The organism is Pseudomonas bananamidigenes (assembly GCF_001679645.1).
Lineage (GTDB): Bacteria > Pseudomonadota > Gammaproteobacteria > Pseudomonadales > Pseudomonadaceae > Aquipseudomonas > Aquipseudomonas bananamidigenes.
Genome location: NZ_LRUN01000051.1, coordinates 14,217 through 36,776 on the forward strand (window position 1 = coordinate 14,217; position 22,560 = coordinate 36,776).

The following is a 22,560-nucleotide window of genomic DNA, read 5'->3' on the forward strand; positions in this document are numbered from 1 at the left end:
CCTCGGGTGAGGTTGAGTCCATGGTAGAACCGAATCGAATATCTATATAACGGGTAATTTCTCTAACTGTTATCTATCCAATAGATAAATAGTTAAACGCTACCTTCGGTTTCGATCACCAGAATCCGCGCGACGCCTTGCGGGTGAGCAACATGTTCGGTACCGACGGATGCGTAGAAGATGTCTCCGACATCGAGCTGCACCTGCCTTTCTTCACTCCCTTCGCGGTAGTGCATGAGCACCTGCCCATCAAGCACTACAAACACTTCCTCGCCGTCGTTGACGTGCCATTTGTATGGCTGGTCGGTCCAGTGCAGACGTGTGGTGATGCCATTCATGTTGGCGATGTCGAGCGCGCCCCAGGCACGCTCGGCGGTGAAGGACTTGCTGCGGATAATCTTCATGGATCGTTCCGTAAGAAGAATGGGCTGACCAAGGCTAACCGAATCCGCAGGTCTATGGCGCGCTGCAAGTCCTGGCCGCTTTTACACGAAAACTCATCAGTAGCGCGCCGACTGCCAGCACGATCAGCACTGCACCATACACATCGGTGGTCGCCAGCAGGCCAAGGCTGTGGGTGAAGTGCCCTGCCAACAGTGCGGGCAGGCAGAACGCCAGGTAGCTCAGCACATAAAATGCCGACATCAACCCGGCACGCTCATGAGGCAGTGCCAGCGGCACCAGACTGCGCACCGCTCCGAGAAATCCCGAGCCGAATCCACAGCCGGCGACCAGCGTACCGAAGAAAAACAACGACAGACTGGCGCTGTGCACGCCCAGCAGCATCAATACGACACCCGCCGGCAACAGGCTTGCGCCGAGCTGCAGGGCTCTGGAAGCAGGACGATTGCGCAGGGTGAAAATCATCAACGCACCGGTCACGGTCAGGGCCGCCACAGTTGCGCCGCCGATCAGATTGGAAGTGGATCCGGTCGCCGTACGCACCAGCGATGGCGCCAGCGAGGCATAAAAACCGCCGAGCGCCCAGGTCGCGGTGTTCAACGGCAGCACTCGCCACAGTGTCGAGCGTGCCTGAACCGGCACGTGCAAGGTCGGCCGCAGCGAGGCCCACGCTCCGGCCTGCGGCGAGACACTTTCCGGCAAGCGCCAGACATAGATGCCCTGAGCCACGAACAGCGCGAACAATACCCAAAAGGTCAATTGCAATGGCGCGGGCGCGAACTCCGCCAGCAGACCGCAGCCCATCGCCCCCAATGCCATGCCGAGCAACGGCGCCACGCTGTTGATCAGTGGCCCCTGTTGACGGTCAGTGTCCAGCAACGTCGCGCTCAACACGGCGGTGGCCATGCCGGTGGCAAATCCTTGCAGTACCCGCGCACCGATCAGCCAGCCGACACTGTCAGCATAAATGAACAACAACATCGCCAAGGCATTCAGGACAACCGCGGTAAAAATCACCGGTTTGCGTCCCAGGTGGTCTGACAGGGAACCGACTGTCAGCAGTGCGGCCAGAAGACTCAGCGCATAAACGCCGAAAATCAGGGTCAGCACCGCTGCCGAAAAATGCAGGTGATCCTGATACAGGTGATACAAAGGCGTCGGCGCTGTGGAAGCGGCAAGAAAACTGAGTAAGGTAATCGCCAGAAACCACAGGCTGGAACGGTTGGAAGCAAGGCTGGTCATAGGCGCACTCCTTTAAAAGCTATTTTTTTGCTTTTGCGGAGTGTGCGCCCGGCTTGCGCTTAAAGCAAATTCTTTGTGTTAAGGTCTGCCCTATGGCTATTAAAGAAGGTTTACGCCCCGGAGGCCGCAGCGCACGGGTACAAGAGTCGATTCATTCGGCAGTCCGCGCACTTCTGCAAGAACAGGAGCGCTCAACGGTGACCGTCCCGCAAATCGCGGCGCGTGCGGGCGTGACGCCATCGACGATTTATCGACGCTGGGGAGATCTGGCCGCCTTGCTGGCTGACGTCGCCCTCGCCCGCATGCGCCCTGACAGCGAGCCGGCTGAAACCGGCAGCCTGCGCAGCGATCTCCGTGCGTGGGCCGAACAATATCTCGACGAAATGAGTTCGGAACCCGGACGTAACATGATGCGCGACGTGCAGGCGAGCGCGACGCCAGGTTATTGCGTGACGATCATCGGCACGCAGTTGCAGACCATCATCGAGCGCCACCCCGAGGAACCGGCGCCGAGCGTGGACCGGCTGATCAATCTGGTGGTGTCCCCGGTGGTGTTCCGCATTCTCTTTTCGGCAGCACCGCTCGAAGTCGAAGAACTTCACCGCTTGATCGACATCGCGCTCAAGCCGGACTGACCACGGAACCGCCCGGTTCTGCGCCTGCGACACCCCGCCACGCCACGACCTTGGTCGACACTGACTAACCGTCGCGCGCATGCGAGACTGTCTGACCGGGCGCAAGTCCGGTCGTATTTTGTCGGGAGTGCTCCATGTCGTTGTCCACCGGGCTGATCGCCGCCGTCGCCCTGGCCTATATGGCCATCATGTTCGCCATCGCCTTCTACGGCGACCGCCGCAGTGCGCCGTTGCCGCCGCGGATGCGTGCCTGGGTGTACAGCCTGTCGCTGGCGGTCTACTGCACCAGCTGGACATTCTTTGGCGCGGTCGGTCAGGCGGCCGAACAGCTGTGGTCATTCCTGCCGATCTACCTGGGGCCGATCCTGCTGTTGCTGGGCGCGCCGTGGGTCCTGCAGAAAATGGTGATGATCAGCAAGCAGGAGAACATCACCTCCATCGCCGACTTCATCGCCGCCCGCTACGGCAAATCCCAAACGCTGGCGGTGGTGGTCGCACTGATCTGTCTGGTTGGCGTCCTGCCTTATATCGCCTTGCAACTCAAAGGCATCGTCCTGGGTGTAAACCTGTTGATCGGTGCCGGCGCCGATGCCATGGGCACCCGCGCCCAGGACACGGCACTGATCGTGTCGCTGGTGCTGGCGCTGTTCACCATCGTTTTCGGTACGCGCAACCTTGATGCCACCGAGCACCACCGGGGCATGGTGCTGGCGATTGCCTTCGAGTCACTGGTGAAACTGTTCGCGTTCCTTGCCGTCGGCGCCTTCGTCACCTTCGGCCTGTATGACGGCTTCGACGACCTGTTCAATCAGGCGATGCTCGCCCCGCGCCTTGAGGAATACTGGAAAGAAACCATCAATTGGCCCTCGATGGTGGTGCAGACCGGCGTGGCGATGATGGCGATCATCTGCCTGCCCCGGCAGTTTCACGTCACCGTGGTGGAAAACATCGACCCGCAGGATCTGCGTCTGGCCAAGTGGGTGTTTCCGGCCTACCTCGCGTTGGCGGCATTGTTTGTAGTCCCGATCGCGCTGGCCGGTCAGATGATGCTGCCCAGCTCCGTCATCCCGGACTCCTTCGTCATCAGCCTGCCGCTGGCCCAGGCTCATCCGGCGCTGGCGATGCTGGCGTTCATTGGCGGCGCCTCGGCAGCCACCGGCATGGTGATCGTGGCGAGTGTGGCGCTGTCGACCATGGTGTCCAACGACATGCTGCTGCCGTGGCTGCTGCGCCGCAACAATGCCGAGCGACCGTTCGAAGTGTTCCGGCAGTGGATGCTCTCGGTTCGCCGGGTCAGCATCGTGGTCATTCTGTTGCTGGCTTATGTCAGCTATCGCTTGCTGGGCTCCACCGCAAGCCTGGCGACCATCGGCCAGATCGCCTTCGCCGCCGTGACTCAACTGGCACCGGCCATGCTCGGCGCGCTGTACTGGAAACAGGCCAACCGTCGCGGTGTGTTCGCCGGCCTCGCCGCCGGCACCTTCCTCTGGTTCTACACGCTGATTCTGCCGATTGCCGCCCACAGCCTCGGCTGGTCACTGGACACGTTCCCCGGCCTGGCCTGGCTGCACAGCAATCCGCTGAACCTGCCGATCAGCCCATTGACCCAAGGCGTGGTGCTGTCACTGGCCGGCAACTTCACCCTGTTCGCCTGGGTTTCGGTGCTGTCGCGCACGCGAGTATCGGAACACTGGCAGGCGGGCCGCTTCATCGGCCAGGAAATCAGCGCGCGGCCCAGTGCGCGTTCGATGCTGGCGGTGCAGATCGACGATTTGCTGCAACTGGCGGCGCGGTTTGTCGGTGAAGAACGTGCACGACAAAGCTTCATCCGCTTCGCCTACCGTCAGGGCAAAGGCTTCAACCCGAATCAGAATGCCGACAGCGCGTGGATCGCCCACACGGAACGCTTGTTGGCCGGTGTCCTCGGTGCTTCTTCGACGCGAGCCGTCGTAAAAGCCGCCATCGAAGGTCGGGAAATGCAGTTGGAGGACGTGGTCCGGATCGCCGACGAAGCCTCTGAAGTGCTGCAGTTCAACCGTGCCCTGCTGCAAGGCGCCATCGAGAACATCACCCAGGGCATCAGCGTGGTCGACCAGTCGCTGAAGCTGGTGGCCTGGAACCGCCGATATCTGGAGCTGTTCAATTATCCGGACGGCTTGATCAGCGTCGGCCGGCCGATTGCCGACATCATTCGCTACAACGCCGAGCGCGGCTTGTGCGGCCCCGGCGAGGCGGAAGTCCACGTCGCCCGACGCCTGCACTGGATGCGTCAGGGTCGCGCCCATACCTCCGAGCGATTGTTCCCCAACGGCCGGGTGATCGAGCTGATCGGCAACCCGATGCCCGGCGGCGGTTTCGTCATGAGTTTCACCGACATCACCGCGTTCCGCGAAGCCGAACAGGCACTGACCGAGGCCAACGAAGGGCTGGAGCAACGGGTCAGCGAGCGGACTCAGGAGCTGTCGCAACTCAACCTCGCGCTGACGGAAGCCAAAGGCAATGCCGAGGCGGCCAACCAGTCGAAAACCCGCTTTCTGGCCGCTGTCAGCCATGACTTGATGCAACCGCTGAATGCCGCGCGGCTGTTCTCCGCCGCCCTCTCCCATCAAGAAGACGGACTGAGCGGCGAAGCGCAGAAACTGGTGCAGCATCTGGACAGCTCACTGCGCTCGGCGGAAGACCTGATCAGCGACCTGCTGGACATTTCCCGCCTGGAAAACGGCAAGATCAACCCGGATCGCAAGCCGTTTGCGGTCAATGAGTTGTTCGACACCCTGGGGGCGGAATTCACGGCGCTGGCTCAGGAACAGGGCCTGAGTTTCCGGGTGCGCGGCAGTCACTTGCGCATCGACAGTGACATCAAGTTGCTGCGGCGGATCCTGCAGAACTTCCTGACCAACGCCTTCCGCTACGCCAAAGGGCCGGTCCTGCTGGGCGTACGTCGACGTCAGGGCGAGCTCTGCCTGGAAGTCTGGGATCGCGGGCCAGGGATTCCGGAAGACAAGCAGCAGGTGATTTTCGAAGAATTCAAACGCCTCGACAGTCATCAGACCCGCGCCGAAAAAGGTCTGGGACTGGGCCTGGCCATCGCCGACGGCTTGTGCCGGGTGCTCGGGCATACTCTGCGCGTACGTTCATGGCCGGGGCGCGGCAGTGTGTTCAGTGTGCGGGTGCCGCTGGCGCGGATGCAGGCCGCACAGCCAGGTGCGACGATCGAACTCAACGGCAAACTGCACAGCGGCGCAAAGGTGCTGTGCATCGACAACGAAGACAGCATTCTGATCGGCATGAACAGCTTGCTGACGCGCTGGGGCTGTCAGGTGTGGACGGCGCGCAACCGCGAGGAATGCGCGGCACTGCTCGACGATGGCGTGCGGCCGCAACTGGCGCTGGTGGATTTTCACCTTGATCACGGCGAAACCGGCACCGACCTGATGGCCTGGTTGCGCACACGACTGGGCGAGCCGGTGCCCGGCGTGGTGATCAGCGCCGACGGGCATCCGGAAACCGTGGCACTGGTGCACGCCGCAGGCCTGGATTATCTGGCCAAGCCAGTAAAACCGGCCGCGCTGCGGGCGTTGTTGAGTCGCTATCTGCCACTTTAGAAAGGCGGTTATTCAGGCAGTTCGACCAGGCCGTCGGCATCGGTCATTGCGCGCTCCAGCAGATCCGTCGGCAGGCTCTTGCTCGCTCGTGCACCAAGCATTTTGAGCTGCTCGCTGCGACTGACCAGATTGCCGCGCCCTTCCGTCAGCTTGTTTCGCGCTGCGCTGTAGGCTTTGTCCAGTTGCTGCAGACGATTGCCGACTTCGTCCAGATCCTGAATGAACAGCACGAACTTGTCGTACAGCCATCCGGCCCGCTCGGCGATCTCCCGGGCGTTCTGACTCTGGCGCTCCTGCTTCCACAGACTGTCGATGACCCGCAAAGTGGCGAGCAGCGTGGTCGGGCTGACAATCACGATATTGCGGTCGAAAGCCTCCTGGAACAGCGTCGGCTCGGCCTGCAACGCCGCCGAAAATGCAGCCTCGATCGGCACGAACAACAAGACGAAATCGAGGCTGTGCAACCCTTCCAGACGCTTGTAGTCCTTGCCGGCCAGACCTTTGACGTGGCTGCGCAGCGACAGCACGTGCTGTTTCATGGCGATCTGGCTGATGGCATCGTCGTCCGCAGCAACGTATTGCTGATACGCGGTTAGACTGACCTTGGAGTCGACCACCACCTGCTTGTCGCCCGGCAGATAAATGATCACGTCCGGCTGGAAGCGCTCGCCGTCCGGACCTTTGAGATTGACCTGGGTCTGGTACTCGCGGCCTTTCTCCAGCCCGGCATGCTCCAGCACCCGTTCAAGAATCAGCTCGCCCCAGTTGCCCTGGGTTTTCTGCCCTTTGAGGGCGCGGGTCAGGTTGGTCGCTTCATCGCTCAGGCGCAGGTTCAGTTGTTGCAGTCGCTCCAGCTCCCTGGCCAGGGAGAAGCGCTCGCGGGCTTCGGCCTGATAACTTTCCTCGACGCGCTTTTCGAAAGACTGGATACGTTCTTTCAACGGATCGAGCAATTGCCCGAGTCGCTGCTGACTGGTTTCGGCAAAGCGCTGTTCACGCTCGTCGAAGATTTTGCCTGCCAGTTCGGCAAACTGGGCGCGCAATTCGTCGCGGGAACCTTGCAGATCATCCAGGCGCTGCTGATGGCTTTCCTGCTGCTCGCGCAGTTCGGCGGCCAGCGAAGCCGCCCGGGCGTCCAGACGGCGCAGCTCGGTGTCCTTGTTGGCGCGTTCGAGGTTCCAGGCGTGGGCCGCGTCGCGAGCGTCGTCGCGCTCGATCTGCAACAGTTCCACCTCACGGCGCACGGCGGCAAGATCCGCCTGTTTCGCGGCGTTGGCCTGACCGAGGTCGGCGATTTCATCACGACAGGCTTCGAGCTGGGCGTTGAGGCCGTCCTGTGCCATTTGCGCCATGGCCAGTCGCTCTTCGAGCAACGCGACTTGCGATTCGCCCTGACCGGCCCGGCGCTGCAGTTGCCAGACCAGTGCCAGCAGCGGCAAGGCCGCGCCTGCCAACCCGAGCAAGATGCTGGTCAAGTCCATCGCCATAGTCATCTCCGCCGATCCGATAAAGCCTGAAGGTTAACCAAGGCGTCAGGTCTTGGACAGCTCAGTCTTCGATCAGGCCGAGTTCCTGCTGCGCACGCCGGTCACCCGCACGGGCGGCCTGACGCAGCAGATCCTGACCGATACGGCGATCGCGGGCGTTGCCGCACTCACGGCACATCAACTGACCGAGGCGGCTTTGCGCCACAACCACACCCTCCCGGGCCGGTTGCTTGAGCAGCCGACCGGCAAGATGCTTGGCGTTGCGGCTTTCGCTCAGGCGCGGGCTGTCGAGCAGCCATTCGGCCACACGTACGGAAAATCGCTTAGGAGCAGTAACATGCAGGGGTCGGGAAGTAACAGATTCTGGAGCTGAGCGAAACTTCATAAAGCACTGTGGGACAAATCGGAAGGCGCGCCACTCTACTCTCTTTTTCGCACAGGTAAAGTCGAAAAAAACCCGGCACGCCCGTCCTAGAGCAAGCGCCAGGGACAATCCACAGAAGCTGTGGATAACTCAGTGGACAACCCCTCCCGATACGTCGCAAAGCCTTGTGGAATGGGGCTCGCAGTCAAACTGACGATTTTTTCACCAGTAAAAAAAAGCGATGTTTTTCATTGACTTAAACTTTCGATACGGGCAGCCATCAGGTTCAGGAATGATGTGACAGTGGCGTTACCGTCCGCGCAACTAATGTGCACAAGTACCTGTTACGCGGTTATATCGGTGCGCTTTTTCGGGTCGTTTCAACATCCGGGAGGGGAACTGGCGGCTACGATGCGTCTGCCTCGCCAATCCTGCGAGTCGACCAGCGGTCAAAGACTGAACCAATTCGGAGCAACACCAGAGCCTGAAGAAAATGGCTTGCGCTCACTCTGAAATTCAGGTTTGCCTTTTTCAATGTGCTCCGTTACCATCTGCGCCGTTAGTACCAAGCTGAAAGTCAATTCCGGTCGAACAACCCCCACGGTCAGTCTTCTCGTCGAGAAGCCACCGATAAAACGGGCCCGACCTCTCGATGGTTTCCAGGTAACGCCTGCAACGACACAGCCTTTGAAATGAATCAAAGGATGTTGCAAGGACTCGTTACTCTGACCGAACCAACCTGCAAATTGATCAGGATCTTCACCCCGGGCCCGGAACCTCTGCCCTCGATGTGTTGCCTGTCCTCCTAAGTACCTACCTGCCAGCCCAAGCGCGCCAACTTTTCAGCGCTTCAATCTGGCTGCCTTGTTCCAGTCAGGTTCTTCGTTCGACCCATGGTGGTCTGCGTTACTGGAACGTTTTAACGTTGCACGGTTCTTATCCGTGTCATTTGTAGGAACACCTGATAACTATGTCTACTCAAATCCAGACCGAGGATGCCATTCGCACCCTGACCAACGCTTTTGCTCCAATGAACTGCCTGATCATGGCCGCTCGCAAAGGCTGCTTCAGCTTCACCGTGGTCAATGAACACGGGATCGCCCGCCACAGCGAGCGCCTGTATCCCGATCAGTACTCCAGCGCTGAACCGCTGCAGGCCGTGATCGACCGCACCCGCCAGGCGTTGATTGCCTGAGAGGCCGAAATGGCTGCAAAAGCAAAAGCCCCGCCGAAAATGCGGGGCTTTTTATTGCCCGATGTTTCTCTTTTTATCGATCACGGTTAAGCACCAACCGGTATAAGGGATATAACTGGACGCCGGTAATATTTTAAAAACAGGCCTTTACGTCGTGAATATGACACTACACTTCAACTCAAGCGGCTTGATCCGCTTTCGGCGGGCCTGATTCGATTCACAGCTGCCAAGCTCCCCTTCAGGCCTCGCCGCCCAATAACAAGAACCGAGGGTTTTATGGGTATCGCTGCCAGCGAACTGTGCCGCTATGTGATCCGTCCGACACTGATCTATCTGGGACGTCACTGCGCCACCGCCGAATCCCTGCTGCTGGGCATCGCCGCCAGCCAGTCCGCCCTGGGTTCCGCTCTGCACGACCGCCGCGGCCATGGTCTGTACCGGATCGCCGAGCAACGCCATCAGGCACTCTGGGACCATTACCTGGCGCTGGATCCGGAGCGCGCCAGCCTGGTTCGCGGCCTTGCCAGCCAACATGCGTTTCTCAGCAGTCCGCACCTCGAATTGACCGTCAATCTGCGTTACGCCACCGCCATCGCCTGGCTGCTGGTGGAAGAACAGAGCCCCACCCTCCCCGAGTCCGACGACCTGCTCGCCATGGCGCGCATCTGGCGTCAGACCTTCCAGCCCCAGGGCCGCCTGCGCGACTTCACCTGTGCCTGGCAAACCTGTGTTTCACCGCTGAATCAGGTCGCTTGCTGACCGGCCGGTTCCGGAAGATCGCCCAACAGGTCGCGAATCTGGTCGGATTGTCCTACAAAACCGCTCTAACTCAAGCAATACGGACTATAGCGCTGGAACGAAAATGTTGGTAATTTTCGCCCCGGTGATCACCAGGAGTTCTAATAATGAAAAAAGTAATGCTCAAAACCACCATCAGCCTCGCCGTTTCCCTGGCATCCACGCAGATTTTCGCCGCTGGCTTTGCCATCAACGAACACAGCATCAGCGGCATGGGGACTGGTTACGCCGGGCGATCTTCTTCTGCCGACGACGCAAGCACTGTATACGGCAACCCTGCCGGCATGTCGCGCCTGACACGCGAACAAGTCACCGGTGGTGTTGCATTCCTCGATGCCAAGACCGATATCAGCCACGCCAGCTCCAGCCCTAACGGCGGCAGCAATAAAGGCGACATGGTGCCCTTCACCTCCGTACCTATGGGCTACTACGTCAAGCCGATCGACGAGCATTGGGCATTCGGCCTGGGTGTGTATGTACCCTTCGGCCTGATTACCGACTATGAAAAAGGCTTTGCCGGCCGTTACTTCGGCAGCAAGTCCAAAGTCCAGGTCATCACCTTCCAGCCAACCGTCAGCTACAAGTTCAACGACGTGGTTTCGGTTGGTTTCGGTCCGACCATCAACCGTATCGATGGCTCGCTGGAGTCCAACCTGTCGATCACTCAGGCCCTGCCGGACGGCAAGGTCAAGATCAAGGGTGACGACACCGCGCTGGGCTACAACGTCGGTGTGCTGGTTCAAGCGACCGACACCACACGCCTGGGCCTGACCTACCACTCCAAGGTCGACTACAAGCTCGAAGGCAACACCAAGGTCAACTACGGCGCACTGGCCGCCGTCGGCCTGGGCGCCAGCCAGAAGTACGACGCTTCGCTGAAGATCACCACGCCTGAATCCGTGGACTTCTCGGTCACCCAAGAGATCAACGATCGCTGGAACGTCTACGCCGGTACCACCTGGACCCGCTGGAGCCAGCTGGAAAAGATCACCGTCAAGAACTCCGGTGTACAGCCGCTGCTGGCCGGCCAGTTCGGCGAGATCACCGAAGATCAGAACTGGCATGACAGCTGGGCTTACGCCATCGGTACTTCCTACCAGTTGAACAAGGAATGGGTACTGCGTACCGGTCTGACCTTCGACCAGGCACCGACCAACAACGTCGACCGTTCGCCGCGCATTCCTACCGGTGACCGGACCATCTTCAGCATCGGTGCCGGCTGGAGCCCAACCGAAGACCTGACCATCGACGTCGCCTACTCGTACCTGCAGGAAGAATCGGTCAAAGTCCGCAACGAAAACAATCGTGGCCAGAGCTACGATGCCAAGTATGAAAACTCGGCAAACGGTTTCGGTGTCGGTGCGACCTACCGCTTCTGATGCTGCACGACGAGGCTGAGCGCTTTACCCTCTGAGCCCTCGCCCACCAAAAAGCCCCGCTCTCTTTGTAGAGGCGGGGCTTTTTAGTAGGCATCGATCAGGGTTTCAGCGGTTTAGACGCAATGGCTTTTTCGATGGCCGCAAGAAACTCCGGATCATCCGGCTTGGTCAGGCTGGAGAAATTGGCGATTACCTTGCCCTGGCGATCGACCACATATTTGTAGAAATTCCATTTCGGCGCGCTGCTTTGCGCGGCCAGGACCTGGAACAGGTGGGTGGCATCGTCGCCACGAACCTTCTGCGGCTCGGTCATGGTGAACGTCACGCCGTAGTTGGCGTAGCAGACCTTGGCGGTCTCGGCGCTGTCCCTGGACTCCTGCTTGAAGTCATTGGAGGGCACGCCAAGCATTTCCAGCCCTTGGCCCTTGTAGCGCTGATTGAGCGCTTCGAGGCCTTCGAACTGCGGAGCGAAACCACAGAAGCTGGCGGTGTTGATGACCACCAGCGGCTTGTCGGCGTAGCGCTGGCACAGGTCGATGGATTCCTTGGCCCGCAATTTGGGCAGCGAGCCTTGCAGCAATTCCGGGCAGTCCGCGGCCCGGGCCAGTCCGGTCAACGCCATCAGCAACGCGGGAACAGCACACCAGCGCTTGAGCATGTCGGGCCTCCTTGAGCAGTCATCAGAACCCGACGTTACTCGCCCTCCAAGCCTACACGCAAGCGCCCATGCCCAACTGCATCAGCGCCAGGCCACCCTGATGCCAGCCCCACCACACCAGCGCCAGGAAGGCAGCGCCGAGTGCGGTGATGGCGATTCGCGGCCAGATTCGCATCATGCCGCGCTCGCACGGGCCTGCAGACGCTCGACCGGACGCTCGCGCACCGGCCAGTTCAGCGCGGCCGCCAACAGGCTCAAGAGAATCGCCACTTGCCAGATCAAGTCATAACTCCCGGTCCGGTCATACACCACCCCGCCCAGCCAGCCGCCGAGGAACGAGCCGAGCTGATGGAACAGGAACACGATCCCGCCGAGCATGGACAGGTTTCGCACGCCAAACAAGGTCGCCACCGTACCGTTGGTCAACGGCACGGTCGACAGCCACAGGAAACCCATCGCCATGCCGAACAGATACGCCGTGGTCGTCGTCACCGGCAGCCAGAGGAACAGCACGATCACCACCGCCCGCAGCAGATAAAGGCCAGTCAAAAGACGTGGCTTGGACATGCGCCCGCCGAGCCAGCCGGCGGTATAGGTGCCGAAGATGTTGAACAGCCCGATCAAGGCCAGCACCGTGGTGCCGACGGTGGCCGGCAGATGCTGATCGACCAGATACGCCGGCAAGTGCACGCCGATGAACACCACCTGGAAACCGCAGACGAAGAAACCGAACGCCAGCAGCCAGAACCCGGAATGCGAGCAGGCTTCACGCAAGGCTTCGGACAGGGTTTGTTCATGCCCGAGCACCGGCAGCGGCTTATCCTTGAGCATACTCACCAGCGGCACGATCAGCACCACCAGCAGGCCCAGCGCCAGCAACGCCGCCGACCAGCCCAGCCAGCCGATCAGCCCCAGGGTGCCCGGCAGCATCGCGAACTGGCCGAAAGAACCGGCAGCACTTGCGATGCCCATGCCCATGCTGCGTTTTTCCGGCGGCACAGCACGGCCGACCACGCCCAGAATCACCGAGAAGGAAGTGCCAGACAAACCGATACCGATCAGCAAACCAGCGCTCAGGGACAGGCCCAACGCCGTTTCCGACAGGCCCATGAACACCAGGCCCAAGGCGTAGAGCACACCACCGATCAGCACCACTTTCGCCGCGCCGAAGCGGTCAGCCAGTGCGCCGGTGAAGGGTTGCGCCAGGCCCCAGATCAGGTTTTGCAACGCGATGGCAAAGGCAAACACTTCACGCCCCCAACCGAACTGGGCGCTCATCGGCGACAGGAACAGGCCGAAGCCGTGCCGAACGCCCAATGACAACGCCAGAATCAGCGCACTCCCCAGCAACACCCAACCGCACGTACGCCACATCGAACTCATTGTTATTCTCCAGTCGCGGGTATATACCCGCTTAGATTCGGAAAAACCGACCCTCAGGCCAGTTCATCCAATAGCCGCAGCAAGGTTTCACGCTTTTCGGCGCCGAGACGGTCGATCAACCGCTGTTGCGCCGCTTCCCAGGCCGGCAGGGCTGCTGCCAGGCGTTGTACACCGGTTTCGGTGAGCCGGACGATGCGGTTGCGCATGTCTTCGCCCTCGGCCAGCGCCACCAGCCCCTCGCCCTCCAGCACCCGCAGATTGCGCCCGAGGGTGCTGCGATCCAGCCCCATGGCTTCAGCCAGTTCGGAAATGCTCGGTTGATCCAGACGCTGCAGATTGCACAGCAGAGAATACTGGGCAACGTTGATCCCGAAGCCGTCGAGAGCGCCGTCGTAATGCCTGCTGACGCCACGGGCGGCGCGACGCAGGTTGGTGCACAAACACTGAGAAGGAAGCATGATGCGTGTATATACCCGCGAGTCTGTTAAATCAAGTTACAGATCAACACAAAGCCAGCCCGACGAGCACGGCCATCTCCAGCAATTCCAGTAACGCTCCCGCCGTATCCCCCGTGGTTCCACCCAGCCGCCGCACCATCAGATTCCGCAACCAGATGAACACGACGACCGCCAGCGACAGTGCAACGACAGCCTTGAAACCGGCGATCGGCACACACGCCAGTGCACTGCCCAGCAGCACCCGCCAGCCTGCCTTGCGCGGCAAATGATCGGCCAGCGCCTGCCCCAACCCGCCGGCCCGCACATAGGTCGTGGTGAGAAACAGCCCAAGCAGCGCCGCCCGCCCCAACAGCGGCACGATGATCAGCGCCATGCCTTGCTGTTTTTCGATCAACGCCAGCAATGCCGCGAACTTGAGCAGCAGGACCAGCACCAGCGTCACCACTGCGATCGGCCCGCTGCGTGGATCCTTCATGATCGTCAGGGTTCGCTCACGATCACCAAAACCACCGAGCCACGCATCGGCGCTGTCCGCCAGGCCGTCAAGGTGCAGGGCGCCGCTGAGCAGCACCCACACCGTCAGCAGCAACGCAGCATGCAACAGCAAGGGAGCGCCGGCCAGAGCGATGTTCAACGCCCAGAGAATCAGGCCGAACAGCAAGCCCACCAGCGGATAGAACAGCAGCGAGCGACCGAGTTCTTCAGGCGCCGGCATGCCCGGCAGACGAATCGGCAGGCTGCTGAGAAACTGCAAAGCGATCCACAGGGGCAGCATGTCAGCACACTTCCTTGAGCGAACCATCCGCTTCGACAACCAGTGAAAACAGCGCGCCATGAGCGACTTCGACATTCAGTAACTGCTCGCGGGGCAAGCCACGGGCGCGGGCCAGCAACAGGCGCATGACGCCGCCGTGACTGACCAGCAACAGCCGCTCCCCCGCATGCGCCGCATGCAAACGCGTGATGGCCGCCAGCACCCGCGCCGAAAACTCGGCAACCGGCTCGCCCCGAGGCGGGGTGAACCCATACGGATCAGCCCAGAACAGCCCGAGCGCTTCGGCATCGGTCTCCATCAGCGCCGCTGCGCTCTGCCCTTCCCAGCTACCGAAATGCAGCTCTTGCAGGTCCTTGTCTTGCGAGACCGGCAAACTCAATTGCCTGCCGAGCTCTTCGGCGAAACGCGCGCACCGCTGCAACGGCGAACTGACCAGCCGATGCCAGGGCCCCTGCCCGATCACCGCCTCGCGCATCTGTGCCCAACCCTGTTCGGTCAAGGCATCGTCGAGGCTGCCGCGCAGGCCGCCGCCGAGTTCGGTTTCACCGTGGCGCAGCAGGTCCAGACGCAGCGTCATGCCGGGCGGTCCGCCACCGCCGCTTCGGCGAAGGTCGCCATCTGCCCGTGCAGATCACAGGCCAGACGCAGCAACGGCACCGCCAGCGCGGCGCCACTGCCCTCGCCCAGGCGCAGGCCCAGCTCCAACAGCGGCTCGGCGCCAAGGGTTTCCAGCACATGACGATGGCCCGGCTCGGCTCCGCGATGACCGAACAGCAGCCATTCACGACAGGCCGGATTCAGCCGCACCGCCACCAGCGCCGCGACGGTGCAGATGAAACCGTCCACCAACACCGCCACACCTTCCTGAGCGCACGCCAGATACGCACCGACCAAAGCCGCAATCTCAAAGCCGCCGAGATTGCACAGAGTCTGTAACACATCCTCACGTTGCGAAGCGTGCAACGCCAGCGCCCGCTCGATCACCTGCGCCTTGTGGCTGACGCCTTCGGCATTCAGCCCGGTGCCAGGGCCGGTCAAATGGGCGACCGGGCAATCGAGCAGCGCACAGGCCAGCGCACTGGCGGCCGTGGTGTTGCCGATGCCCATTTCGCCACCGATGAACAATTGCGCGCCGGCTGCCTTCGCCCGCAACACGCTGTCGCGGCCGGCCTGCAAAGCGAGTTCGCCCTGAGCCGGGGTCATTGCCGGCCCCTTGGCGAAATTCGCCGTGCCCGGGCCAATATTCAAGTGACGCACGCCCGGCAGGTTCAGCGACGAGGTCACGGTGCCCAGATCCACGACCTCAAGCTGTGCGCCGAGCTGCCGCGCCAGCACGCTGATCGCCGCGCCGCCGCTGACAAAGTTCAGCAGCATCTGCCCGGTGACTTCCTGCGGAAACGCCGAAACCCCTTCGGCCACAACACCGTGGTCGCCAGCAAAAATCGCGATCCAGACCTGATCGAGTGTCGGCTTGATCCGGCCCTGTAACCCGGCCAGTTGCACTGCCACCGATTCGAGCTGCCCGAGAGAGCCGGCAGGTTTGGTCAATTGCTGCTGACGCGCCGCCGCGTTTTTAACAGCGTACGTATCCACCGGTTTGCACGGGTTCAGCCACCAGGCTTGGGTCATAACGCAGGTCCTTTCAAGGTCAGGGGCAGGCCGGCGACGGTCAGGACGACTCGCTGACAACGCTCGGCCAGAGCTTGATGCAGCCAACCGGCTTCATCGACGTAGCGGCGAGTCAATTCGCCCAGCGGCACGACACCCATTCCGGTCTCGTTGCTGACAAAAATGATTTCACCCGGCAGCGATGCCAGGCATTCAAGCAGGGCTTCGCGTTCGGCGGCGAGACGTTCGGCGTCTTCGAGCATCAGCAGATTGGTCAGCCACAGCGTCAGGCAATCCACCAGCAGGCAACGCTCGGTGCGGGCGGTTTCGCGCAGCACTCGAGCCAGTTCCAGCGGCTCTTCGATCAATGCCCATTCGGCGGGACGTCGCGCCCGGTGATGGGCGACGCGTTCATTCATCTCACCGTCCAGCGGCTGGCTGGTGGCGATGTACGTCACGGCCAGCGCGCTGTCAGTGGCGAGTTTCTCGGCCAGGCGACTTTTGCCGGAGCGGGCGCCACCCAGGATCAATTGGAGCATGAATACATCCTATAAATATCGGGTGCTACAACGACCGTCTTCGCGAGCAGGCTCGCTCCCACAATAGAACGCATTTCACTGCTCGCGATGAGGACGGCATGGGCAAATCACATTCCACAGAGTTGACGCAAAAAATCGGTATCCAGATGCTTTTCCACCAGATCCGCCAGCCGCTCGATATCGCGCTCGCGCAGGCCGTGGTAATCCACCTCCTGCACATCGTTCAAACCGGCCCAGCGCAACAGTGCCGCACTGGCAGCCGGCGATTCGAACAGACCATGCAGATAGGTGCCGAAAATCTGCCCGTCGAAACTTTGCGCTCCATCACAGCGACCGTCATCCAGATGGACAGCGGCATTTTCCAGCGCTGGCCCCGTCGTCACACCGGCATGAATTTCATAACCGCTGACCTCGGCATCTTCCAGCGCCAGACGCCCGCGCACATTGCGCAACTGCTTCTCGGCTTCAAGCTGCGTTTCAAATGCCAGCAGACCGAAACCTGTGCTGGAACCTGGCGCGCCTTCAAGGCCCAGCGGATCATGCACCTGCTCGCCGAGCATTTGCAGGCCGCCGCAAATCCCCAGCAGCTTGCCGCCATAACGCAGATGACGACGAATGGCGGTTTCCCAGCCATTGGCACGCAGACAGGCCAGATCGCTGCGCACGCTTTTCGAGCCCGGCAGGATGATCAGATCGGCTGGCGGAATCGTCTGCCCGGGGCCGATGAATTGCAGGTCCACTTGCGGATGCAGCCGCAGCGGATCGAAATCGGTGTGGTTGCTGATGCGCGGCAGCACCGGCACCACCACTTTCAGGACTTGCTCGACCTTGTCGGTCTGACGCCGGTCGATGCCGTCCTCGGCTTCCAGATGCAGATCCATCACGTAAGGCAGCACGCCCACCACCGGTTTGCCGGTGCGCTGCTCCAGCCAGCCGAGGCCCGGTTGCAGCAAAGCGATGTCGCCACGAAAGCGATTGATGACAAAGCCCTTCACCCGCGCCTGCTCGCTCGGCGACAGCAATTCCAGCGTGCCCACCAGATGGGCAAATACGCCGCCACGGTTGATGTCGGCGATCAGCAGCACCGGGCAATCCACCGCTTCAGCGAAGCCCATGTTGGCGATGTCGCCGGCGCGCAGATTGATTTCTGCCGGCGAGCCCGCGCCCTCGACCATCACCAGCGGATACGCAGCGCTCAAGCGCTCGTGAGAGGCCAGCACGGCCTGCATGGCGATGGCTTTGTAGTCGTGATAGGCGACAGCGTTCATGCTGGTGACTGCACGCCCATGGATGATGACCTGGGCGCCGGTGTCGCTGTTGGGCTTGAGCAGCACCGGGTTCATGTCGGTGTGCGGTTCAAGACCGCAGGCCTGCGCCTGCACCGCTTGCGCCCGGCCGATCTCGCCGCCGTCGGCGGTCACCGCGCTGTTGAGCGCCATGTTCTGCGGTTTGAATGGCACCACGGCGACGCCCTGACGGGTGGCCCAGCGGCACAGCGCGGTCACCAGCGTACTTTTGCCGGCGTCGGAGGTGGTGCCCTGCACCATTAAAGTGGTCATGCGGGTGTCTTTTCCATCGAGCGGTCCACGGCGAAAGCTTGCAGGGCCTGTTCAAGACGCACCTCATCGGCGGCATTGGCCGGCAGGCCGAAACGCAGGCTGCTGTTGTGCGTGAAGAGACGCAGCAGGATGCCGCGCCGGGCCATGAATTCATGCAGTGCGTAAGCATGCTCGGTGATCAGCCACTGAAACAGCGCGCAGCCGCCCTGAGGCTTGAAGCCATGGCGCTCGAGGAGCGCCGCCAAGCGCTCGCTGGCTTCGTCGCTGCGGATCCGCTGGCGGGTGTGGCCTTCAGTGTCTTGCAGGCACGCCTGCCCCAGCACCCGGGTCGGCCCGCTGACAGCCCAGGGCCCCACCTGCTCGGCCAGCAACCTGAGCAACTTGCGCTCGGCCAGCACGAATCCGAGTCGAACACCGGCCAGCCCGAAGAACTTGCCGAACGAACGCAACACGATCAGCCCGACCTGATGGGTATGCGGCGCCAGACTCAGTTGCGGCGTGTTGTCCATGAACGCTTCATCGACCACCAGCCAGCCACCGCGCTGGGCCAGCCGCGCGTGCCAGTCGAGCAGACGCGCCGGGGTCAGGCTCAGGCCCGTCGGATTGTTCGGGTTGACCACCACCAGCACGTCGAGGCTGTCGAGGAAAAACTCGACTTCCTGCTCCAACACTTCGCGAACGATATAACCGCTGCGCCGCCAGGCCTCGGCATGCTCGGCATAACACGGCGACAGCACGCCAACCTTGCCGGCCCGGCGCAATCGCGGCAGCAACTGGATGGCCATCTGCGAACCGGCCACCGGCAATACCTGCGCAGCACCGTAGTAGTCACACGCCGCCTGCTCCAGACCGTCATCGGTTTCCGGCAAACGGGCCCAGGCCCGCAACGGAATCTCCGGCACCGGGAACGGCCACGGCGCCAGTCCGGTGGACAGGTCGAGCCAGTCTTCTTCCGCGATGCCGTATTCGCGCGCCGCCCTGCGCAGCCGGCCACCGTGCTCAAGCATAGAATTCAGCCCCCACGCAGAGAATCAGCAGCCATAACCATACCCCGCGCTGAACCAATTGCCAGCCGCGATCAATGGAATCGGCATCCGCCGGCGCACCTTCGCCCAATTGCGGACGCTCGTGCAGCTCTCCGTGATAGATCGCCGGGCCGCCCAGCTCGACGCCCAAGGCACCTGCGCCGGCAGCCATCACTGGACCGGCGTTCGGGCTGTCCCATTTCGGGCCCTGGGTACGCCAGCATTTCAGCGCGAGCCGGGTCTTGCCCAGCAGCGCATAGGTCAACGCCACCAGACGCGCAGGCATGTAATTGAGGACATCGTCGATTTTTGCCGCGGCCCAGCCGAAACGCTCGAAACGTTCGTTGCGATAACCCCACATTGCGTCGAGGGTGTTGCTCAAGCGATAGAGCACCACGCCCGGCGCACCGGCCACGACAAACCAGAAGATCGCGGCGAACACTGCATCACTGCCGTTTTCCAGCACCGACTCGGTGGCGGCGCGGGCGACAGCGGTGCGGTCCAGCTCACTGGTCTGACGGCTGACCAGGTAACCCACACGCTTGCGCGCCTCCTCCAGATCATCGCTGCGCAGGGCCTTGGCCACCGGCTCGACGTGCTCACCGAGGCTGCGCATGCCGAGGGCGCAGTAAAGCGCAACGATCTCGACGATCCAGCCCACATACGGCGCCCAGGACAATGCCGTGGCGAGCAGGGTCAGCGGCAGCACGGCAATCACCCACGCGGTGACGCCATGGCTGCGCCAGCCGCGCCCGCCGGTGTTGAATCGTTGCTCGATGCGCCCGGCGAAATTGCCGAACGCCACCAGCGGATGCCAGCGCTTCGGTTCACCCAGCAGCGCGTCCAGCGCGACCGCGGCGACACTCAGCAACGCCACACTCATTGATTCACTCCCCAAACATTTTCATACAGCAGTTCACTGAGCGGACGCTCCTGCGCCCAGCCGTCGAGTACCAGCATCGGCGCCGGATAGAATGCCTCGACCGGCCCCAGGCAAAGCACCGCCAGCGGCTTGGCTCCGGCCGGCAGTTGCAGCAGATCGGCCAGCGCCTGCGGTTCGAACAGCGACACCCAGCCCATGCCCAGGCCTTCGGCACGCGCCGCCAGCCACAGGTTCTGGATCGCGCAGGACAGCGACGCCATGTCCATTTCCGGCAGTGTGCGGCGGCCGAAAATGTGCCGTTCGCGGTCGTCCATCAAGGCAGCAACCAGCACTTCGGCGCAGTCATTGATGCCTTCGACCTTGAGTTTCATGAACTCGTCACTGCGCTCGCCAAGGGCCTCGGCGGTGCGCACGCGTTCTTCCTCTACAAGATTGCGGATCTGACCACGCAAGGCGCGGTCGCTGATGCGGATGAAGCGCCACGGCTGCATCAGGCCGACGCTCGGTGCCTGATGCGCGGCCTCAAGCAATCGGCGCAGTAATCGGGGCTCGACCGTGCCGCCGATGAAGTGGCGCATATCGCGGCGTTCGGCGATGGCGCGGTAAACCGCTGCGCGCTCGGGCTCAGTGAATGCGTTGTCGGTCATGGCACCAACAGCGCAGCGATCGCCGACGGATTCGACGGGAAATAAAAGTGCACGTAGGAGGCTGTCATCCTTCCTTCGCGATACACCGCTTCCGCCCCGCGCCCACCGTTGGGGCTGTGGCCTCGGGCAATCGGTGTCAGTTCGGTGGTGGTCAGGGAATGGTGATAGGTGTGACCGCGCAGCAGGCCTTCCGGCAGTTCAACGGACTGCAACGCCAGTGCCGCCAGACGCTTTTGCATCACCGCATCCCCCTTGAGCAAACCGACCAGCTCGGCGCGGGTGCCTTCGACATCGGTCAGCGAATCCAGCAGATAGAGCATGCCGCCACACTCGGCGAGCAAGGGTTTGCCGGCGGCGTGATGCGCGCGGATGGCTTCGAGCATTTCGGTGTTTTGCGCCAAGGCAACGTGGTGCAGTTCAGGATAACCGCCAGGCAGATACAGACTGTCGGCCTCGGGCAACGCCGTGTCGTGGATCGGCGAGAAGAAATTCAACTGCGCGCCCATCGCCCGCAACAGATCGAGACTGGCGCCATAAGTGAAAGCGAAGGCTTCGTCACGGGCGACAGCAATGCGCACTCCTTCGAGCAGTCTTTCGGTCTTCACGATTTCAGGCGCGGCGAATTCGACGGCCGGCGGCAGCGCGACCTCGCACGTGCCGGCCAGCGCTTCGGCGGCGGCGTCGAGCCGCACATCGAGGTCATTGAGTTCGCTGGCCTGCACCAGGCCGAGATGGCGGCTTGGCAACTCGATCCCGGTTTCCCGGGACAGCGCGCCGTACCAGCGCAAACCTTCAGTGAGACTGCCTTCGAGCAATTGCGCATGGCGCACGGTGCCGACGCGATTGGCCAGCACGCCGGCGAACGGCAAATCCGGCTGATAGCGCGCCAGGCCCAGGGCCAGTGCACCGAACGTCTGGGCCATGGCGGTGCCGTCGATCACGCCGAGCACGGGAACACCGAAATGCCGGGCCAGATCGGCGCTCGACGGTGTGCCATCGAACAAGCCCATCACACCTTCGATCAGGATCAGATCGGCCTCGGCGGCGGCTTTCCACAACAGGCGACGGCTTTCCTGCTCGCCGACCATCCACATGTCCAGTTGATAGACCGGTGCACCGCTGGCGCGCTCGAGGATCATCGGATCGAGAAAATCCGGCCCGCACTTGAACACCCGGACCTTGCGCCCCTGATTGCGGTGCAGGCGGGCCAGCGCGGCGGTGACGGTGGTCTTGCCCTGGCCGGAGGCCGGCGCGGCGATCAGGACCGCCGGACAGTGACGAGGCTGATTCAAAGTTCGACGCCTTTCTGCGCTTTGATACCGGCCTGGAAGGCGTGCTTGATCATGCCCATTTCGGTGACGGTGTCGCCCATCTCGATCATTTCCGATTTGGCGGCGCGGCCGGTGACGATCACGTGTTGCATCGGCGGGCGGGCCTGCAGATCGCTGAGCACCCGATCCAGGTCGAGGTAACCGTGCTTGAGGGCGATGTTCAGCTCATCGAGCACCACCAGACCGATCGACGGATCACGCAGCAACTCGCGGGAGACCTCCCAGGCAGCCTCGGCGGCAGCGATGTCGCGCTGGCGGTCCTGGGTTTCCCAGGTGAAGCCTTCGCCCATCACATGAAAACGCACCTGCTCGGGGAAGCGGCGGAAGAACAGCTCTTCCCCGGTGCTGTTGCGACCCTTGATGAACTGCACCACGCCGCACTGCATACCGTGGCCCATGGCGCGGGCAAGCATGCCGAACGCCGAGCTGCTTTTGCCTTTGCCGTTGCCGGTCAGCACCAGCACCAGGCCGCATTCGTCTGGCGAATTGGCGATGCGCTCGTCGATCACGGCTTTTTTGCGCTGCATGCGCGCCAGGTGACGCTCGTCGCGTTCGAGGGAATCAGTCATGGGGGAGCTCTCCGTTGA

General features: G+C 62.0%; 23 protein-coding genes. 5 read left to right on the top strand and 18 right to left on the bottom strand.

The genetic code is table 11. The features are described from left to right. Positions 1–92 precede the first annotated feature (92 nt). Positions 93–404, bottom strand: coding sequence for a cupin domain-containing protein (locus BBF94_RS18475; protein ID WP_065260422.1), 312 nt, complete (start codon positions 402–404; stop codon positions 93–95). Positions 405–456: 52 nt separating this feature from the next. Continuing rightward, complete coding sequence (locus tag BBF94_RS18480) at positions 457–1,644, bottom strand: MFS transporter (protein WP_065260423.1); 1,188 nt, start codon at positions 1,642–1,644, stop codon at positions 457–459. A 92-nt stretch (positions 1,645–1,736) separates the two neighbouring features. Between BBF94_RS18480 and BBF94_RS18485 the strand changes: the two genes are divergently transcribed. Together BBF94_RS18485 and BBF94_RS18490 are read left to right on the top strand one after the other, a co-directional pair. Further along, a complete protein-coding gene (locus tag BBF94_RS18485; RefSeq protein WP_065260424.1) occupies positions 1,737–2,279 on the top strand; it encodes a TetR/AcrR family transcriptional regulator in 543 nt (180 codons plus the stop codon). A gap of 134 nt (positions 2,280–2,413) precedes the next feature. Beyond that, positions 2,414–5,884, top strand: a complete 3,471-nt coding sequence (locus tag BBF94_RS18490; protein WP_065260425.1) for a hybrid sensor histidine kinase/response regulator — start codon at positions 2,414–2,416, stop codon at positions 5,882–5,884. Between the two features lie 8 nt (positions 5,885–5,892). On the opposite strand, the gene rmuC is transcribed toward BBF94_RS18490, so the two are convergent. Both rmuC and BBF94_RS18500 read right to left on the bottom strand, forming a co-directional pair. Then, positions 5,893–7,257, bottom strand: coding sequence for a DNA recombination protein RmuC (gene rmuC / locus BBF94_RS18495; protein WP_176704473.1), 1,365 nt, complete (start codon positions 7,255–7,257; stop codon positions 5,893–5,895). 175 nt (positions 7,258–7,432) lie between these two features. Next, positions 7,433–7,756: an SEL1-like repeat protein gene (locus tag BBF94_RS18500; RefSeq protein WP_065260427.1), complete on the bottom strand. Its 324-nt coding sequence runs from the start codon at positions 7,754–7,756 to the stop codon at positions 7,433–7,435. Positions 7,757–8,705: 949 nt separating this feature from the next. Between BBF94_RS18500 and BBF94_RS18505 the strand changes: the two genes are divergently transcribed. The 3 genes from BBF94_RS18505 (at position 8,706) to BBF94_RS18515 (ending at position 11,107) form a co-directional block, all read left to right on the top strand. After that, complete coding sequence (locus BBF94_RS18505; RefSeq protein WP_065260428.1) at positions 8,706–8,930, top strand: hypothetical protein; 225 nt, start codon at positions 8,706–8,708, stop codon at positions 8,928–8,930. 276 nt (positions 8,931–9,206) lie between these two features. Next, positions 9,207–9,689 carry a hypothetical protein gene (locus BBF94_RS18510; RefSeq protein ID WP_065260429.1) on the top strand — a complete coding sequence of 161 codons (483 nt, stop codon included), beginning with the start codon at positions 9,207–9,209 and terminating at the stop codon, positions 9,687–9,689. Between the two features lie 146 nt (positions 9,690–9,835). Further along, positions 9,836–11,107, top strand: coding sequence for an OmpP1/FadL family transporter (locus BBF94_RS18515; protein WP_065260430.1), 1,272 nt, complete (start codon positions 9,836–9,838; stop codon positions 11,105–11,107). 97 nt (positions 11,108–11,204) lie between these two features. Here the strand turns inward: BBF94_RS18515 and BBF94_RS18520 are convergent, their stop codons facing one another. From BBF94_RS18520 to cobO, 14 genes are all read right to left on the bottom strand, one after another. Next, a complete protein-coding gene (locus BBF94_RS18520; protein ID WP_065260431.1) occupies positions 11,205–11,765 on the bottom strand; it encodes a glutathione peroxidase in 561 nt (186 codons plus the stop codon). 52 nt (positions 11,766–11,817) lie between these two features. Beyond that, positions 11,818–11,943 carry a hypothetical protein gene (locus tag BBF94_RS28245; protein WP_263970167.1) on the bottom strand — a complete coding sequence of 42 codons (126 nt, stop codon included), beginning with the start codon at positions 11,941–11,943 and terminating at the stop codon, positions 11,818–11,820. Further along, positions 11,940–13,148: an MFS transporter gene (locus tag BBF94_RS18525; protein WP_065260432.1), complete on the bottom strand. Its 1,209-nt coding sequence runs from the start codon at positions 13,146–13,148 to the stop codon at positions 11,940–11,942. Before BBF94_RS18525 ends, BBF94_RS28245 begins: the two co-directional genes overlap by 4 nt. Before the next feature lie 53 nt (positions 13,149–13,201). Continuing rightward, positions 13,202–13,606 (bottom strand): MarR family winged helix-turn-helix transcriptional regulator, encoded by a 405-nt coding sequence (locus BBF94_RS18530; protein ID WP_065260433.1) that lies wholly within the window; start codon positions 13,604–13,606, stop codon positions 13,202–13,204. Between the two features lie 43 nt (positions 13,607–13,649). Then, positions 13,650–14,381 carry an adenosylcobinamide-GDP ribazoletransferase gene (locus BBF94_RS18535; RefSeq protein WP_065260434.1) on the bottom strand — a complete coding sequence of 244 codons (732 nt, stop codon included), beginning with the start codon at positions 14,379–14,381 and terminating at the stop codon, positions 13,650–13,652. Between the two features lies 1 nt (position 14,382). Continuing rightward, positions 14,383–14,958, bottom strand: a complete 576-nt coding sequence (gene cobC, locus BBF94_RS18540) for an alpha-ribazole phosphatase family protein (RefSeq protein ID WP_065260435.1) — start codon at positions 14,956–14,958, stop codon at positions 14,383–14,385. Continuing rightward, positions 14,955–16,010, bottom strand: a complete 1,056-nt coding sequence (gene cobT / locus BBF94_RS18545) for a nicotinate-nucleotide--dimethylbenzimidazole phosphoribosyltransferase (RefSeq protein WP_065260436.1) — start codon at positions 16,008–16,010, stop codon at positions 14,955–14,957. Before cobT ends, cobC begins: the two co-directional genes overlap by 4 nt. Next, a complete protein-coding gene (cobU, locus tag BBF94_RS18550) occupies positions 16,007–16,528 on the bottom strand; it encodes a bifunctional adenosylcobinamide kinase/adenosylcobinamide-phosphate guanylyltransferase (protein ID WP_065260437.1) in 522 nt (173 codons plus the stop codon). Before cobU ends, cobT begins: the two co-directional genes overlap by 4 nt. 107 nt (positions 16,529–16,635) lie before the next feature. Then, positions 16,636–18,087 carry a cobyric acid synthase gene (locus BBF94_RS18555; RefSeq protein WP_065260438.1) on the bottom strand — a complete coding sequence of 484 codons (1,452 nt, stop codon included), beginning with the start codon at positions 18,085–18,087 and terminating at the stop codon, positions 16,636–16,638. Then, the gene (gene cobD / locus BBF94_RS18560; RefSeq protein WP_065260439.1) at positions 18,084–19,094 is read right to left on the bottom strand and encodes a threonine-phosphate decarboxylase CobD; all 1,011 of its coding nucleotides are present in this window, start codon (positions 19,092–19,094) and stop codon (positions 18,084–18,086) included. Before cobD ends, BBF94_RS18555 begins: the two co-directional genes overlap by 4 nt. Beyond that, positions 19,087–19,995, bottom strand: coding sequence for an adenosylcobinamide-phosphate synthase CbiB (gene cbiB / locus BBF94_RS18565; protein ID WP_065260440.1), 909 nt, complete (start codon positions 19,993–19,995; stop codon positions 19,087–19,089). The genes cobD and cbiB overlap by 8 nt, the downstream gene beginning before the upstream one ends. Next, positions 19,992–20,642 carry a 5,6-dimethylbenzimidazole synthase gene (gene bluB, locus BBF94_RS18570; protein ID WP_065260441.1) on the bottom strand — a complete coding sequence of 217 codons (651 nt, stop codon included), beginning with the start codon at positions 20,640–20,642 and terminating at the stop codon, positions 19,992–19,994. Before bluB ends, cbiB begins: the two co-directional genes overlap by 4 nt. Continuing rightward, positions 20,639–21,934 (bottom strand): cobyrinate a,c-diamide synthase, encoded by a 1,296-nt coding sequence (locus tag BBF94_RS18575; RefSeq protein WP_065260442.1) that lies wholly within the window; start codon positions 21,932–21,934, stop codon positions 20,639–20,641. The genes bluB and BBF94_RS18575 overlap by 4 nt, the downstream gene beginning before the upstream one ends. Beyond that, positions 21,931–22,542, bottom strand: coding sequence for a cob(I)yrinic acid a,c-diamide adenosyltransferase (gene cobO / locus BBF94_RS18580; RefSeq protein ID WP_065260443.1), 612 nt, complete (start codon positions 22,540–22,542; stop codon positions 21,931–21,933). Before cobO ends, BBF94_RS18575 begins: the two co-directional genes overlap by 4 nt. Positions 22,543–22,560 lie beyond the last annotated feature (18 nt).

Excerpts from the sequence above, each read along its gene's own strand:
- BBF94_RS18475 (WP_065260422.1), bottom strand. The coding sequence starts at position 404 with ATGAAGATTATCCGCAGCAAGTCCTTCACCGCCGAGCGTGCCTGGGGC.
- BBF94_RS18480 (WP_065260423.1), bottom strand. The coding sequence starts at position 1,644 with ATGACCAGCCTTGCTTCCAACCGTTCCAGCCTGTGGTTTCTGGCGATT.
- BBF94_RS18485 (WP_065260424.1), top strand. The coding sequence starts at position 1,737 with ATGGCTATTAAAGAAGGTTTACGCCCCGGAGGCCGCAGCGCACGGGTA.
- BBF94_RS18490 (WP_065260425.1), top strand. The coding sequence starts at position 2,414 with ATGTCGTTGTCCACCGGGCTGATCGCCGCCGTCGCCCTGGCCTATATG.
- BBF94_RS18500 (WP_065260427.1), bottom strand. The coding sequence starts at position 7,756 with ATGAAGTTTCGCTCAGCTCCAGAATCTGTTACTTCCCGACCCCTGCAT.
- BBF94_RS18505 (WP_065260428.1), top strand. The coding sequence starts at position 8,706 with ATGTCTACTCAAATCCAGACCGAGGATGCCATTCGCACCCTGACCAAC.
- BBF94_RS18510 (WP_065260429.1), top strand. The coding sequence starts at position 9,207 with ATGGGTATCGCTGCCAGCGAACTGTGCCGCTATGTGATCCGTCCGACA.
- BBF94_RS18515 (WP_065260430.1), top strand. The coding sequence starts at position 9,836 with ATGAAAAAAGTAATGCTCAAAACCACCATCAGCCTCGCCGTTTCCCTG.
- BBF94_RS18520 (WP_065260431.1), bottom strand. The coding sequence starts at position 11,765 with ATGCTCAAGCGCTGGTGTGCTGTTCCCGCGTTGCTGATGGCGTTGACC.
- BBF94_RS28245 (WP_263970167.1), bottom strand. The coding sequence starts at position 11,943 with ATGATGCGAATCTGGCCGCGAATCGCCATCACCGCACTCGGCGCTGCC.
- BBF94_RS18525 (WP_065260432.1), bottom strand. The coding sequence starts at position 13,148 with ATGAGTTCGATGTGGCGTACGTGCGGTTGGGTGTTGCTGGGGAGTGCG.
- BBF94_RS18530 (WP_065260433.1), bottom strand. The coding sequence starts at position 13,606 with ATGCTTCCTTCTCAGTGTTTGTGCACCAACCTGCGTCGCGCCGCCCGT.
- BBF94_RS18535 (WP_065260434.1), bottom strand. The coding sequence starts at position 14,381 with ATGCTGCCCCTGTGGATCGCTTTGCAGTTTCTCAGCAGCCTGCCGATT.
- cobC (WP_065260435.1), bottom strand. The coding sequence starts at position 14,958 with ATGACGCTGCGTCTGGACCTGCTGCGCCACGGTGAAACCGAACTCGGC.
- cobT (WP_065260436.1), bottom strand. The coding sequence starts at position 16,010 with ATGACCCAAGCCTGGTGGCTGAACCCGTGCAAACCGGTGGATACGTAC.
- cobU (WP_065260437.1), bottom strand. The coding sequence starts at position 16,528 with ATGCTCCAATTGATCCTGGGTGGCGCCCGCTCCGGCAAAAGTCGCCTG.
- BBF94_RS18555 (WP_065260438.1), bottom strand. The coding sequence starts at position 18,087 with ATGACCACTTTAATGGTGCAGGGCACCACCTCCGACGCCGGCAAAAGT.
- cobD (WP_065260439.1), bottom strand. The coding sequence starts at position 19,094 with ATGCTTGAGCACGGTGGCCGGCTGCGCAGGGCGGCGCGCGAATACGGC.
- cbiB (WP_065260440.1), bottom strand. The coding sequence starts at position 19,995 with ATGAGTGTGGCGTTGCTGAGTGTCGCCGCGGTCGCGCTGGACGCGCTG.
- bluB (WP_065260441.1), bottom strand. The coding sequence starts at position 20,642 with ATGACCGACAACGCATTCACTGAGCCCGAGCGCGCAGCGGTTTACCGC.
- cobO (WP_065260443.1), bottom strand. The coding sequence starts at position 22,542 with ATGACTGATTCCCTCGAACGCGACGAGCGTCACCTGGCGCGCATGCAG.